Genomic DNA, 14,649 nt, shown 5'->3' with positions numbered 1-14,649 from the left:
CCTTGCTTTATCTCTGAGCGAAACCGGTGGTGCGCCACCGTCCACGCGTCATCGCCCGGCAAGGTGTCCGGGCTGAGTTAAGGGAAACCCAAATGAAACTCGATCGGCGAACCTTTATCAAAGGGGCCGGTGCCGGCACCGCAGGGTGTGCACTGGCCAGCATCCTGCCCGGCTCCATCGCAGCCATGGAGCCCGGTGCTCTGCAAGCCAAGGGCGAAGAGATCGCCAGCGTCTGTGAGATGTGCTCCACCCGCTGTCCCATCTCCGCCCGGGTACTGAATGAGCGTAACGTCTCCATCCTCGGCAACCCCAAAGCCAAGTCGTACGGTGGCGCGGTCTGCGCCCGCGGCGGGGCCGGCCACAGCTTGCTGTACGACAAGCAGCGTCTGGTCAAGCCGCTCAAGCGCGTCGGCGAACGAGGCGAAGGCAAGTGGCAGGAGATCGAATGGCATGAGGCGTACCGGCTGATCGCCGAAAACCTCGGCAAGATCAAACAGCAACACGGTCCGGAAGCGGTTGCCTTCTCCTCCAAGTCCGGCTCCCTGTCCGGCCACCTGTTCCACCTGGCCACCGCCTTCGGCAGCCCCAACACCTTCACCCACGCCAGCACCTGCCCGGCGGGCTACCAGGTGGCCGCGCGCGCCATGTTCGGCGGCGGCCTCAAGCGGGATATCGGCAACGCCAAGTACATCCTCAACTTTGGCCACAACCTCTATGAAGGGATCAACATGACCGAGACCCGCGGCATGATGAACGCCCAGATGGAGCGAGGGGCCAAGCTGGTGGTGTTCGAGCCCCGCTTCTCCATCGTGGCGGACAAGGCCGACGAGTGGTTTGCCATCAAGCCCGGCACCGACATCGCCGTGGCCCTGTCCCTCTGTCATGTGCTGATCGAAGACGATCTCTACGACAAGGCCTTTGTCCGCCAGTATGTCTCCGGCTTCGACGCCTTTGCCAAGGAGATGAAGCAGTACACGCCGGAGTGGGCGGAACGGATCTGCGACGTCCCCGCCGCCGATATCCGCCGCATCGCCCACGAATACGCCGCCGCCGCGCCTCACGCCCTGGTGGATTTCGGTCACCGCGCCAGCTTCACCACCGAGGAGTTCGAGCTGCGCCGCGCCCTCTATGCCGCCAACGTGCTGATCGGCAACATCGAGCGCGCCGGTGGCCTCTACTTCGATAAAAAAGCCAGCAGCTACAACCAGTATGCCGGCGAGACCGTGGCTCCGGTGCTGGGCTCCCCCGGCGTCGACGGCATGCCCAAGCCGACCGCCCGGCGGATCGATCAGGTCGATGAGCAGTTTGCCCTGCTCTGGTCCTCCGGGGGGATCTACCAGACCGTGCTGGATGCCACCCTCGACGGGATCCCCTACCACCTCAAGGGCTGGGTGATCAGCCGTTCCAACCCGATGCAGACCATGACGGATCGGGCCCGGGTGGTAAAGGCGATGCAGGCGCTGGAGTTCGTCGTCGCCTGTGACGTCTACATCAGTGAAACCGCGGCCTATGCCGACGTGATCCTGCCCGAGTCCACCTACCTGGAGCGGGAGGAGGAGATCAGCGATCGCTCCGGCACCAGCCCGGCCTACTCGGTGCGTCAGCCCGTGGTCGAGGTTTTGGGCGACACCAAGCCCTCCTGGCTGATCTGGAAAGAGCTGGGCGAAGCCCTGGGCCTGGGCCAGTACTTCCCCTGGCAGAGCATGGAAGATCGCCAGATGATCCAGGTGAAAGGCGACACCCAACTGCTGGCACAGCTTAAGTCCGAAGGGTACATCGACTACGGCCAGCCGCTGCTGCTGCGCGAGCCCGGCCTGCTCAAAGCCTTCACCGATCAGTACGGCAACGCCCGCCCGACGGATCCCGATGGCACCTACGCCAGCGCCCTGCGCTTCAACACCCCCACCGGCAAGATCGAGCTGAGCTCGGATCGGGTCGAACAGATGGCCCCGGGACGCGGGGTGATCCGCTACCGCGAGGTGCAACTCAAGCAGGCCGATGAGCTGTTCTTCATCCAGGGCAAGGTGGCGGTCCACACCAATGGCGCCACCCACAACATCCCGATGCTGGCCAACCTGATGTCCGACAACGCGGTGTGGATCCACCCGCTCACCGCCGATCAGCTGGGGATCCAGAACGGCGATCCCATTCGGCTCCATAACGGCACCGGCAGCGAAGAGGGTCACGCCCTGCTGACCCCGGGGATCCGCCCGGACACCGTGTTTGCCTACATGGGCTTTGGCTCCAAGAACAAGGAGCTGGCCCGCGCCACCGGCCGTGGGGTGCATTGCGGCAACCTGCTGCCCCACGTTACCTCCCCGGTTACCGGTATGAATCTGCATACCACCGGGATCAAGATCAGCAAGCTGTGATCGGAGTTGCAATGAATAAACGTTACGTCATGGTGCACGACGAAAACAAATGCATCGGCTGCCAGGCCTGCAACGTCGCCTGCCGCAGTGAAAACCTGGTTCCCGAGGGGGTCACCCGCCTGCAGGTCCGGATCGAGGGGCCCCACGGCAACTTCCCCAACCTGCATTTCAAATACAACCGGGTCGCCTGCGAACAGTGTGAGAATGCCCCCTGCGTCAAGGTCTGCCCCACCGGGGCGGCTTATGTCGCCGACGACGGCATCGTCTCCATCAAGGAGGACAAGTGCGTCGGCTGCCTCTACTGCATCGCCGCCTGCCCCTACAAGGTGCGCTTTATCAACCCGGACACCCGGGTGCCGGACAAGTGCAACTTCTGCCGGGACACCCGGCTGGCCCGGGGCGAACAGCCGGCCTGTGTCACCGCCTGCCCCACCGACGCCCTGATCTTTGGCGACGCCAACGACATCAACAGCGAGGTGTGCCGTGTGCTGGACACCAAGACCAATGTCCAGAACAAAGCCCACCTGGGCACCCAACCCCGGGCCTACCGGATCCCGGCACGTAAAGGAGGGACGAACGCATGAACAATATCTGGGGTGACATGGCGCAGTACGATCCGGTCGTCTGGAACTGGCTGATCGCCGTCTATCTGTTTATGGCCGGCCTGTCCGCCGGCAGCCTGCTGGTGGCCATCGGCCTGCGCTGGTACAAAGAAGGACGGGGCCTGCCGATCGAAGGCCTGCCGGTGATCAAAGCCTCGGCCCTGATCGGCCCCCTGGCGATCTGCCTGGGGATGGCCGTCCTGGTGCTGGATCTGACCAAGCCGTTCCACTTCTACGTGATCCTGCTCAACTACAACTTCAGCTCGGTGATGGCCTGGGGGGTGATCGCCCTGCTGCTCTACATCCCGCTGGTGTTTGTCTACGCTGCGCTGGTGTTTGAGCGGGAACTGCTGAGCCGGATCCCCGCCCTGACGGGCCTACTGAAGGTGGCCCGCCAGCTGGAGCAGCCCCTGCTTAAGCTGATCTTCGCGCTGGCGGTGGGGGTGGCGGTCTACACCGGCTTCCTGTTGTCGGCGCTGATCAGCTACCCGATCCTCAACACCGCAGTACTGCCGGCGCTGTTTCTGGCCTCCGCCCTGTCGGTGGGCTCTGCCGGTAACACCCTGGTGGCCACCCTGTGGTTCTCCAAGAAGCCCTCGGACTGCATCGAGCAGGTGCACCGCATCGAATACCCGGTGGCCTTCAACGAAGCCCTCTGTCTGGTGCTGCTGTTTGTCGGCCTGAACTTCTCCGGCCCGGCCGCCCAGGCCGCCACCGCAGCGATCACCACCGGCGCCTGGGCACTGGTGTTCTGGATCGGCGTAGTGGGGCTGGGCCTGCTGGTGCCGGTACTCAGCAGCGTCTTTGCCCCGGCACGGATCAAGCACAGCAAAAGCTTTTTGATCGGCGTGTCCTGCAGCACCATCCTCGGTGTCCTGGCCCTGCGTCACTTCGTGGTGTACGCCGGACAGATGTACATCAGCTAGGTTTCTCTCCCTGCACCTAAACAAAAACCGGCCTAATGGCCGGTTTTTTATGGGTGTGCCGAGGCGACTCAGGCTCAGCTGAGCACGTCGTCCAGCGCCGCCAGACACAGGGCCACATTCTCTTCCCGCGCCGCGTAGCCCATCAGGCCGATACGCCAGGCCTTACCGGCCAGATCGCCCAGGCCGGCACCGATCTCCAGGTTGAAGCGATTGAGCAGCTGACTGCGCACCTCGGCATCGTCGATCCCCTCCGGGATATAGACCGCATTGAGCTGCGGCAGACGGCAGGCTTCATCCACCACAAAACTCAGCCCCAGCTTTTCCAGACCGGCTTTGAGCTTCTGATGCATAGCGGCGTGGCGGGCCCAGGCATTCTCCAGCCCCTCGTTCTTAAGCAAACGCAGAGACTCGTGCAGGGCGTAGAGGCTGTTGACCGGCGCGGTATGGTGGTAGCTGCGTTTGCCGCCCCCCCAGTAGCCCATCACCAGGGTCTGATCCAGGAACCAGCTGGGTACCGGCGTGGTGCGCGCTTCCAGCTTGGCCACCGCCTTGGGCGAAAAGGAGACCGGCGACAGGCCCGGCACACAGGAGAGGCACTTCTGACTGCCGGAGTAGATGGCATCAATGCCCCACTCGTCGACGCGCAGTTCAACCCCACCCAGGGAGGTCACCGCATCGACGATGGAGAGCACCTCGTGCTGCTGCGCCAAAGCACACAGGGCCTTGGCATCGGACAGGGCACCGGTACTGGTTTCGGCGTGAACAAAGGCCAGGAACTTGGCATCCGGGTTGGCCTGAAGGGCGGCCTCCACCTTGTCGACAGACACCGGGGTGCCCCAGGCGTCGTCCACCATCACCGCTTCGCCACCGACGCGGACCACGTTCTGACGCATCCGCTCACCGAATACCCCATTGCGGCAGACGATCACCTTGTCCCCCGGCTCCACCAGGTTGACGAAACAGGTCTCCATGCCCGCACTGCCCGGCGCAGAGACAGCAATGGTGAAGGGGTTCTCGGTCTGGAAGGCGTACTGAGTCAGGGCCTTGACCTCATCCATCATGGCCACGAACTGGGGATCCAGGTGACCGATGGTGGGCTTGCCCAGCGCCTGCAACACCTGGGGGTGCACATCGGATGGGCCTGGGCCCATCAAGGTACGGGGCGTCGGGTTAAAGGCGGCAACGATCATGGGGGCTCCTGCGGATCGAAAGGGAAATCAAAAATGAGCGGAAAAAGGTACCACAGAAGGCAGCGAGATCTGATCAAAAAAACCGGCGAGAGACAAACCCCATAACGCCGGTTTCTTAATCGTCTAAGCCCGTTTATGCCGTGGTGGCCTCCAGCAACGAGGCTTCCTCCTGGGTGTCGACGGTTTTGGCGAACAGACTGTACATCACAGGCACTACAAACAGGGTAAACAGGGTGCCCACGGACAGACCCACGGTGATAACCAAACCGATATTAAAGCGCGACACCGCTCCGGCACCACTGGCCAGCACCAGGGGCATCACCCCCAGTACCATGGCGGCGGTGGTCATCAAAATCGGCCGCAAGCGCAGGGCGGCCGATTCGATCACCGCTTCGGCCCGATCCCGGCCCTGACGCTGCAGCTGATTGGCGAACTCCACGATCAGAATACCGTGTTTGGAGATCAGGCCCACCAGGGTAATGAGTCCCACCTGGGTGTAGATATTGAGGGTCGCCACGCCCAAGAACAGCGGGATCATCGCACCAAAAATGGACAGGGGCACGGTCACCAGCACCACCACGGGATCCCGCCAGCTTTCAAACTGAGCCGCCAGCACCAGGAAGATCACCAACAGGGCCAGGGCAAAGGTGACATACAGCGCCGAACCCTCCTGCTCAAACTGACGACTCTGCCCGGCGAAGTCATAGGCAAAGCCCTGGGGGGCGATCTGGGCCAGGGTATCCCGCAGGAAGGCGTGGGCATCGGCCACAGTCACGGCACCAGGGATCGGCATCGCCTCGATGGTGGCCGAGTTAAGCTGCTGGAACTGGGTCAGGGCGTTGGGGATCACCTCCTCCGACACGGTGACCAGGGTCGACAGAGGCACCTGGTTACCGCTGGCGGTGCGCACATAGAGCTCGGCAATGCTGTCCCGAGTCATGCGGAAACCGGCATCGGCCTGAGGGATCACCTGATAGCTGCGTCCCTGGATATCGAAGTAGTTGGTACGGAAGTCCCCCAGCTGGGTGGCCAGGGCCACACCGATGGCCTGCATGGAAACCCCCAGCTGACCCGCCTTTTCCCGATCGATCTGCAGGTGCACCTGGGGTTTGTTCATCTTCAGGGTGTTATTAACCACCAGAAACAGGCCGGATCCCCGTGCCTTCTGGGTCAACTGCTCCGCCACCTCGTACAGGGTGGCGTGGTCCGCCGTGGAGGTCACCACAAAGGCCACGGGCAAGCCCGAAGGTGAGCCGGGCAGGGCTGGCGGGTTGACCGAAAACACGTCCATCCCGGGGATCCCCTTCACCATCGCCTGGAGCTGAGGCTGTATTTCCATCTGGGTGCGCTCGCGCTCACTCCAGGGCTTGAGCACCAGGCCGGACATGAACTGGTTCTCCGCCGGGTAGCCGGCGAACAGGAAGGTCTGCTCATATTCCGGCAGAGTCTGGGCCATCGCCTGGAACTGCTTGGCGTATTCAAAGCTGTAGTTGACGTTGGCATTGTCTGGACCCGTGGCAATATTGAAGATAAAGCCCTGATCTTCATCGGGTGCCAGCTCAGAACGGGTCAGCATAAACATGGCGGCGATGGCCACCAGCAGGATCCCGGCACAGGCCAGGATCGGCCCCCGATAGTCCCGAACCACCCCCACCAGCACCCGCTGGTAGGCGTCCTTGAGGCGGCCAAAGTTGTGCTCCAGCCACACCACGAAGCGCCCCTCCAGGGCCTGCTTGTTGAGCAGCTTGGCGCACATCATGGGAGACAGGGTCAGGGCGATAAAGCCGGAGATCAGTACGGCCCCGGCCAGGGTGAAGGCAAACTCGGTAAACAGGGAGCCGGTCAGGCCGCCCATAAAGCCGATGGGGGCATACACCGCCGCTAGGGTGATGGTCATGGCGATCACCGGCAGAGCGATCTCGCGAGCCCCGACCACCGCGGCCCGCACGGGGGAGAGCCCCTCCTCCAGGTGACGGTGGACGTTCTCCACCACCACGATGGCGTCATCCACCACCAGTGAGATGGCCATCACCATGGCCAACAGGGTCAGCAGGTTCAGGGAGAAGCCCAGGCCCAGCATAAAGAGGCAGACCCCCAACAGGGAGAGGGGCACGGTAATGATGGGAATAAGCACCGAGCGCAGAGATCCGAGAAACAGGAACACCACCAGGATCACGATCACCACCGCCTCGATCAGGGTGGAGACGACCTCATTGATGGACTCATCGATGTACTCGGTGGAGTCGTGGGCCAGCACCTGGCTCATGCCCGGCGGCAGGTTACGCTCGATCTGGGGCAGGACCGCACGCACGCCCTTGGAGACCTCCAGCGGGTTGGCATCCGGTGTGGTCTTAATACCTATGTAGACCGCCTGCTGCCCGGAGTAGATCACCCGGACCTTGTCAGACTGGGCGGCCAGTTCGATGCGGGCCACGTCCCGCAGTTTGACGACCTTAAGACCATCACTCTTCACCGTGATGTTGGCAAAGGCCTGCTCATCCTGCAGCGCCGTGGAGGCTCGCACCGAGGTCACGGTCAGGCTGTCACGCACCTCACCGGCGGCGGATTGGAAGTTGTTGGCCGCCAGGGCCTGATTGATCTCCTCACTGCTGATCCCATTGGCGCGCATCCGCACCGGATCCAGCCAGATCCGCATGGAAAACTGCTGGTCGCCCAGCAGCTCCGCCTCGGCAACCCCATCCGCCTCGGTCAGCTTGGGCTGAACCACGCGGCGCAGGTAGTCGGAGATCTGCACACCGCTCATATCCGGATTGACGTAGGCCAGATACATGATCGCCCCGCCCCCGGCCGTGGCCTTGGCAATGATGGGATCATTGATGTCGGAGGGCAGCTGACCCTGCACCTTGTTGAGCTTGGTGAGCATCTCGGCCATGGCGGCGTTGGCGTCATAGCCCAGCTGCAGGTAGACCTCCAGCTGGCTCAGGCCCGCCCGAGAGGTGGCCTTGATGTAGTCGATCCCCTCGGTGGAGGCGATCGCCTCCTGGATCGGCGTGGTGACAAAACCCTGGACCAGCTCGGCGTTGGCACCGGGATAGACGGTGGTCACGTTGATCTGGCCGATCTCCATGTCCGGGTATTGGCGCACCTGAAGATCCATCAGCGCCCTGACACCGAACACCAGCAGCAGGACATTGAGTACCACCGCCAGCACGGGCCGGCGAATAAAGATATCGGTAAACATGAGGGCCGCCTTACAACTTGCTGGCCGGTGCCAGCTGCACCATGGCTTCGTGATCCAGCTTCATGGTGCCGGCATTGACGATCTGATCGCCAGCCTGAACACCGGAGAGGATCGCCACCTGGTCCCCACGCTGCTCACCCAGTTTGACGTACTGGCGGAACGCCCGCAGCTCGCCATCCTCTCCTTCCTGAACCACAAAGACCGCATCCCCAAAGGGGCTGTAGGTGATGGCGGTGGAGGGCACCACCACGGGCGCGATGGCGTTACGCATCAACAGGCGGATCTCGGCATACATGCCGGGGTGTAGACGACCATCGGCATTGGGCACTTCGGCACGAATGGCGATATTACGGGTGCTCTCATCCACCTTGGCCTCCAGCGCCGTCACCTTGCCGTGGAAGTCCATATCTGGGTAGGCGTTGTTGCGAAACAGCACCTCCTGACCCACATACAGCTGAGGCAGGTACTGCTCAGGCACGGAGAAGTCCGCATAGAGGCGGCTGATGTCCTGCAGGGTCACGATGGGATCCCCGGCCTTGAGGTACTGGCCCGGATCCACCCGGCGGATCCCCAGGGTACCGGCAAAGGGAGCCCGCAGGGTTTTCTTGGCGAGGCTGGCCTGGGTCTGAGTCACGGAGGCTTTGGCCACCTTGAGGTTGGCGGCGGACTCATCGAACTCCGTCTCGGAGATGTTACGTCGTTGATAGAGAGTCTGGTTGCGATCATGCTTGATCTGGGCCAGCTCCAGCTGGGCCTGCAGGCTCTCCAGGGTGGCCTGCTCAACGCTGTCATCGAGCTGGACCAGCACATCGCCTTTCGCCACAACCTGGCCACTCTTAAAGGGGATCTGAGTGATGATCCCGGCCACCTCGGTGGACAATTCGGTGCCGGCCCGGGCCGTCAGGGTGCCCACCGCAGAGATCTGGGGCCGCCAGCGGATCTGCTCCGCCGTGATCACCGAGACAGTGGCCGGAGGGGGAGCAAAACTGGCCATTTGCGCCATACCTGCGCTGATCTGTTGATATTTGAGGCCGGCTAGGACCGCCAGGATCAGGAGCAGCCCCCCGATCACCCCAACACTGCGCTTGAACATGCTTCTCTTCCTGTCTGATTCTGTTTATTCACGATACGATCACGCACCATATCGCATAACCCGCCATTTACTCTTAATAAACAACACAGTCATTACAGGGTCGAATTAAACCATAGCCAGGCTGTCTCAAGCTGAACAACACAAAACAAACACAACAACCACCCGAACAAAACAACACCCCTTCTTGGTATTAACCTAATCGCTCAAAATCCAGCCGTCTGAATATTCACCACAGCAACGATGCACAACCGGATAGACAGTGCGTCAGCTCCGTGATTAGATTGCCAATCATCGGGCCGGATGGTTGGCCCTTGTTAGCCCTTGTTAGCCGCCAGGATGGTCGCGATGAAACTCACCTTAGCTTCGATCTGGTTCGGTCTGCTCTGGGCCACCAGCACCCTTATCCCCTTCGCACTGCAGGCCAAAGAGCTCCAATTGCTCGCCTTTGTCAGCCTGACACCGCAGGATCCTACCTTGACCCAGGCCGATCCCTCCCGCTCCCAGATCACCATCCTCAAGAGTCTCCAACGGCAATACGGCCGGACCTCGGGCGGCGAACTGGTGGTGCGATTTGTCGATGCGACCGAGCTGAACGGTCAAGGTCCAGCCCGGGAGGCAACGCGGATCAACTTCCCCTTCGATTGGGGGCTATCCACCGATGCACTGCTACCCCGGCAAACATCACCGGCCCTGATCGCGCGATACGAGATCCACACACTACCCAGCATTGTGCTGCTCGATACCAATGGTGACCTGTTACAGCGGTGGGACGGACTGGCACCGGCACAAGCGCTGGCGTTGCCCCTACAACGCCAACTGAATGTCTCCTCCTCGGGACGACCCAAATACGCGCCCGAACAGAAGAACACCGCAAACCACGGCAGATCAGATTAGCGACACCCCCGCCATTGGGCGGGATGAAAGCCAACAAGGAAAAACAATGACAACGCTCTCAAAAGGACGTGAATCCAATGAATAAACTCACCCTGGCGGCAACTCTTGCCGCATTCACCCTAATCGCCTGCTCATCGGATGATCCCGTCTCTGCACCACCTGTCATCACCGAACCCACTCCGCCGATCACCGACCGCGAACTCTATGTGGATTGCAGCGCCGAAACGAATGGCGATGGCTCGTTGGAAACACCGTGGAACTCACTGAGTCCGATCAATGATCTCATCCTGGGTGAAGGAGCAAAGGTTCTCTTGAAACGCGGCACAAGCTGCTTTGATCAACAGCTCGCCCCCAGGGGCGAAGGGATCTCGGGAAATCCTATCGTCATCGACGCCTATGGCGAAGGGAGCAAGCCCCTTATCGCCGCCAATGGTGTCTATGAATCCACGGTTCATCTTTATAACAATCAGTATATCGAGCTGAAAAACTTAGAGATCACCAATACGGGGGCGACCGTCGGTTACCGTAAAGGGGTACAGATCGAACTGCATGATATCGGCCAGGCAAACTACTTCCGACTGCTCAATCTGACGGTACACGATGTCAACGGATTGGACTTATGCGATGGGGATGGTACGCCGACTGCGGTAATAACCAAAAGGTGCAAACACAATGGTGGGATCATGTTTGAGATCTCGCCCAGTGGCAGCGGCACCATAGCCACCAAATTTAATGACGTGATCCTCGACGGTAACGAGATCTACAAGGTCGATCGTACCGGGATCCATTTTAGTTCCTACTGGAACGATCGCCCCGAATTAAAAGATGGCGGTGGCCCCTGGCTGGGCTCCACCAATGTCATCATCCGCAACAACACCGTCAATGATGTGGGCGGTGACGGCATCGTACCCCACTACACCAGCGGCGCCATCGCCGAATACAATGTGATCTCAAAATTCAATATGCGCTCGGTGGGAGCCAACGTCGGACTCTGGTGCTGGAACTGTGATGATGCCCTGTATCAGTACAACGAGGCCTACCACGGCGGCTGGAATGGCAACCTCAAGGACAGCCAGGCCTGGGACATTGATGGTGGCAACATGCGCAACACCTATCAATACAACTACTCCCACGACAACAAGGGCGGCATGATCCTCATCTGTGGCTGGGAAACCTCCGAAGACAATGTGATCCGCTATAACATCAGTCAAAACGATGGCGACGACGTGATCCACATCGGCTGCGACGAAACCACCCGCACCCACTTCTATAACAACACCATTTATCTGGATAACCCCATCCAGACACCGGCCCGGGCGATCTTTCTGGATCCCAGCTGGTTGGGGACCAGAGGCAACGGCGTCCTGATCGCCAACAATATCTTCTACGCCACCCACCCGGAGGTGTCCTATAAGATTAATGAGAAAAAAGACAAGCCCCATCAGGCCGTGTTCGATTCCAATCTCTACTTCGGTGCCCAACCTCATAACAAAATGAATGATGCCCATGCCCTCTTACTCGATCCCTTGATGGTGGACCCGGGCAAAGGCACCGATGGGATTGGCTCAATCAATGGCTACCAACTCCAGTCCACTTCTCCCGCCTTGAAGTCCGGGCGGATCATCGCCGACAACGGCGGCTTCGATTTTTGGGGCAATCAAGTACCACGCGACTGTGCACCGGATCGGGGCGCGCATCAACGGACCTCCGTTGCCGATGCCTGTGGCCAGGGAGCCACGCTCTCATTCGGCGAGTCACAGCCCATTTCACCCCTAAACTGGACCGTGATCCAGAGCAGCAGCGAAGAGTTAGCTAGCCCCGCCTACCCGGCAAGCAATGCCATCGACGGCAATGCCAGCACGATCTGGCACAGCCAAAAAACGGGTGAGGTTGCAAACTACCCCCACAGCCTGATAATCGATCTGGGTGCGCCCTACCTGATCGATGGCGTACGCTACCAAGCCCCGGCCACAGACGGGATCAGTGGTCACATCGAAGACTATGAGATCTACCTCAGTGTCGATGGCAGCGATTGGGGCGGGCCCGTCGCTCTGGGCAGCTTCGATATCACCAAGACTCAGCAAGAAGTGCACTTCAGCCCCCATCGTGGTCGCTTTATCCGCTTAGTGGCGCTTTCCTCCCTCGATGGCGAACCCTATGCCGCCGCCGCCCAGATCGAGGTTCTCGGCAAACCCTCGAGCTAACCCCCAAGCAGTTCTGTGAGTCTTGTGGCTCAGCAATAAAAACGGCGCCTCGATTGAGGCGCCGTTTTTTTCGTCAATGTCGAGAGCTAGCCACGCAAGAAGAAGCGATACGCCGGACTGTCCGTCACTTCCCGGAAATCCCGATCCAGCTTGGCCAGACACTGCTCCAGCGCCGGGGCCTCGTCGGCATCAACCTCCATGCCCAGCAGCACCCGGCCATTGGCTGCGCCGTGGTTACGGTAGTGGAACAGGGAGATGTTCCAGCGATAACCAGCGCGAAACGAACCCCAGGCAAAAATTGCCAAGATGAAAAGGCAAGCTATTGATAATAAAGACGATTTGACGATATCAAAACAGGCGTTCACCTACTTCGCGAAGAACCAAAAGTAAGGCTGATTTGAGTTCATCCTGAGCATCAATACTGTTTTTCGCTGCGTCGGATGGTAGCGCTGCTCAAGGCCTCTCGAAATGGGTACTATGCCTGGTGAAAAGGCGATGGGGGAGGCTCTGAGCCCGCTCAACGTCGCAAGGCGCGTAATGCCACTATTAGGGACGCGTTTCAACGCAATGGCGCTCGCCAGCTCCAGAGTGTTGCGGTGGCGACTTTACCACCTAAAGCGGTGTCCGGGACCATTAGACCACTACAAGATCCCGCGTTAGTGGGAACTTGGCGATCCCCATCTGATAGCGGATCGAGCGTCGCTTGCGCTCGGACTCCTCCGCCTCGATCATCCGGCGCAGTCACTGCTCAGGTGGCGGCAGGGAGGCGATCGCGCCGCCCCAGCAAATCGTCACACAGCGAGGCCATGCCAAACAACTTCAAGCCCTGCAGGCGTTGATATATATCATCGGCTGACATGGTTACCTCCCAGGATCAGGGCATCATAGCGTCGGCAGTTATCCTCAGGCGACAGGGCGAGCGGTACCACGCGGCTCTCCACCCCTGCTGAACGCTGTCATAAGCCCCCTGATAGTCCAAACGTTGGAGGTCTTCAAACAGCGTTTGGCCGAGCGGCGCTGGCATTTAGATCGTTTACTATCGGTTTCCAACACCTGCAGAAGGATTTGTTCAAACTCCCCGAACCTGGGTTTAGCTGGTTGCTGCCCATGGTACTTGAGCGGCTCGCTGGTTACTCGCCATAGTTACTTACGAATGGTTTGCGGGAGAGCCATGTAACTCTGGCGATGGCATTGATGGACATGCCGTCACCTGATGCATTCACCGGCTCTTCAGCACGGTTTCCATGGTTAACACCCCAGGTTCTCCGGTCAAAAAAATGGATAGTTGCACACACCCCGGGGTTGTCAAAATGCGACGCTGAAAAACCCGGATACCTGTCAATTTTTGCACGCTGTTCAACATCTCTATATTAGATTACTCCAGATATAATTGATGACATCTTAACTCATTCCTCATTGTATAAAAGTGCCGCAGACTTAGCATTCTTCCAAGAATTAACAACGGCAAAGTTCAAATTACATTTAATACTCAGCAAACAGATAGACTACTAATAATGATTAGTTAATCAACTCAAGTGCCAGCAGCATCAAACGGAGATAACAAAACAACTATACTGCCGAACGGCAGTATAACTCCCAAAACATTATATTCAAACATTAAAAAACAATTGTAAATCATCAATTCAAAATAATGGCGCCTCGCAATTCACACATCGAAAACACTTAATAAATATGAATACACCAAACAAAGAAAAGGAACATGTAAAACCATAAAAAGTTGACGTCGACCGTATAAAAACCTAACCTTACTATACAGTTAGATGCGCTAAGGAAAGGGAAATGATTGGAGTAAGCTTGCTTATTGAAGGAAGTGGTGGAGAACCTTTACTTTTACAGGTTGAAAGAATTGAAACCAGAAACAAGGAAAATATTTTGATCGGCCTAGCGGAAGGGGAACGCATTGAAGTAAAAGAATCTGAAATATACACCGGAGTATTTCAAGTTAGCCCTTTACTAAGCCGAAAGGAAATCATCCGCTATCTAAAGTCAGCATGCATACAAACTTAATCCCGTTATGAAACATAAAGCTGGGCATATAGGTAAATATACTTTTAGCACATATTTAAACTAAAAGAAAAGGCGAGGCAAACCTCGACTAAGAGAAAGGATGCATCGCCCAGCATTCAGTACGTCATTTAATTATAT

Annotated in this window: 9 protein-coding genes and 1 pseudogene; 6 read left to right on the top strand and 4 right to left on the bottom strand. The window is 58.9% G+C overall.

What is annotated here, in order from left to right:
- Positions 1–92: 92 nt before the first annotated feature.
- From phsA to nrfD, 3 genes are read left to right on the top strand one after another with little or no spacing between them, the layout of a single operon-like run.
- Positions 93–2,372: a thiosulfate reductase PhsA gene (phsA, locus tag AC2D8U_RS13445; RefSeq protein WP_484619582.1), complete on the top strand. Its 2,280-nt coding sequence runs from the start codon at positions 93–95 to the stop codon at positions 2,370–2,372.
- 11 nt (positions 2,373–2,383) lie between these two features.
- Positions 2,384–2,956 carry a 4Fe-4S dicluster domain-containing protein gene (locus AC2D8U_RS13440; RefSeq protein WP_484619581.1) on the top strand — a complete coding sequence of 191 codons (573 nt, stop codon included), beginning with the start codon at positions 2,384–2,386 and terminating at the stop codon, positions 2,954–2,956.
- Entirely contained in the window at positions 2,953–3,900 is a 948-nt protein-coding gene (gene nrfD, locus AC2D8U_RS13435; protein WP_484619580.1) for an NrfD/PsrC family molybdoenzyme membrane anchor subunit, read from the top strand. Before AC2D8U_RS13440 ends, nrfD begins: the two co-directional genes overlap by 4 nt.
- Positions 3,901–3,974: 74 nt before the next feature.
- Here nrfD and AC2D8U_RS13430 read toward each other — a convergent pair whose 3' ends face one another.
- From AC2D8U_RS13430 to AC2D8U_RS13420, 3 genes are all read right to left on the bottom strand, one after another.
- Positions 3,975–5,090 (bottom strand): pyridoxal-phosphate-dependent aminotransferase family protein, encoded by a 1,116-nt coding sequence (locus AC2D8U_RS13430; RefSeq protein WP_484619579.1) that lies wholly within the window; start codon positions 5,088–5,090, stop codon positions 3,975–3,977.
- Positions 5,091–5,223: 133 nt separating this feature from the next.
- Positions 5,224–8,292, bottom strand: a complete 3,069-nt coding sequence (locus AC2D8U_RS13425; protein WP_484619578.1) for an efflux RND transporter permease subunit — start codon at positions 8,290–8,292, stop codon at positions 5,224–5,226.
- A gap of 10 nt (positions 8,293–8,302) precedes the next feature.
- Positions 8,303–9,385: an efflux RND transporter periplasmic adaptor subunit gene (locus AC2D8U_RS13420; RefSeq protein WP_484619577.1), complete on the bottom strand. Its 1,083-nt coding sequence runs from the start codon at positions 9,383–9,385 to the stop codon at positions 8,303–8,305.
- A 345-nt stretch (positions 9,386–9,730) separates the two neighbouring features.
- Here AC2D8U_RS13420 and AC2D8U_RS13415 point away from each other — a divergent pair, with 345 nt between their 5' ends.
- Both AC2D8U_RS13415 and AC2D8U_RS13410 read left to right on the top strand, forming a co-directional pair.
- Positions 9,731–10,279, top strand: coding sequence for a hypothetical protein (locus tag AC2D8U_RS13415; RefSeq protein WP_484619576.1), 549 nt, complete (start codon positions 9,731–9,733; stop codon positions 10,277–10,279).
- Between the two features lie 77 nt (positions 10,280–10,356).
- Positions 10,357–12,483 carry a discoidin domain-containing protein gene (locus AC2D8U_RS13410; RefSeq protein WP_484619575.1) on the top strand — a complete coding sequence of 709 codons (2,127 nt, stop codon included), beginning with the start codon at positions 10,357–10,359 and terminating at the stop codon, positions 12,481–12,483.
- Positions 12,484–12,569: 86 nt separating this feature from the next.
- Here AC2D8U_RS13410 and AC2D8U_RS13405 read toward each other — a convergent pair.
- A pseudogene (locus AC2D8U_RS13405) lies at positions 12,570–12,755 on the bottom strand (threonine ammonia-lyase, biosynthetic); the annotation flags it as partial.
- A gap of 1,528 nt (positions 12,756–14,283) precedes the next feature.
- On the opposite strand from AC2D8U_RS13405, the gene AC2D8U_RS13400 reads away from it, so the two are divergent.
- Positions 14,284–14,511 carry a hypothetical protein gene (locus AC2D8U_RS13400; protein WP_484619574.1) on the top strand — a complete coding sequence of 76 codons (228 nt, stop codon included), beginning with the start codon at positions 14,284–14,286 and terminating at the stop codon, positions 14,509–14,511.
- The last annotated feature ends 138 nt before the right edge of the window (positions 14,512–14,649 follow it).

Source organism: Ferrimonas sp. YIN67 (assembly GCF_057219095.1).
Note: the sequence above shows the minus strand (reverse complement) of the source record. Positions and strands in the feature narration are given on the sequence as shown.

What these genes read in the sequence shown, in the direction of transcription:
- phsA (WP_484619582.1), top strand. Translation starts at nt 93, where the DNA reads ATGAAACTCGATCGGCGAACCTTTATCAAAGGGGCCGGTGCCGGCACC.
- AC2D8U_RS13440 (WP_484619581.1), top strand. Translation starts at nt 2,384, where the DNA reads ATGAATAAACGTTACGTCATGGTGCACGACGAAAACAAATGCATCGGC.
- nrfD (WP_484619580.1), top strand. Translation starts at nt 2,953, where the DNA reads ATGAACAATATCTGGGGTGACATGGCGCAGTACGATCCGGTCGTCTGG.
- AC2D8U_RS13430 (WP_484619579.1), bottom strand. Translation starts at nt 5,090, where the DNA reads ATGATCGTTGCCGCCTTTAACCCGACGCCCCGTACCTTGATGGGCCCA.
- AC2D8U_RS13425 (WP_484619578.1), bottom strand. Translation starts at nt 8,292, where the DNA reads ATGTTTACCGATATCTTTATTCGCCGGCCCGTGCTGGCGGTGGTACTC.
- AC2D8U_RS13420 (WP_484619577.1), bottom strand. Translation starts at nt 9,385, where the DNA reads ATGTTCAAGCGCAGTGTTGGGGTGATCGGGGGGCTGCTCCTGATCCTG.
- AC2D8U_RS13415 (WP_484619576.1), top strand. Translation starts at nt 9,731, where the DNA reads ATGAAACTCACCTTAGCTTCGATCTGGTTCGGTCTGCTCTGGGCCACC.
- AC2D8U_RS13410 (WP_484619575.1), top strand. Translation starts at nt 10,357, where the DNA reads ATGAATAAACTCACCCTGGCGGCAACTCTTGCCGCATTCACCCTAATC.
- AC2D8U_RS13400 (WP_484619574.1), top strand. Translation starts at nt 14,284, where the DNA reads ATGATTGGAGTAAGCTTGCTTATTGAAGGAAGTGGTGGAGAACCTTTA.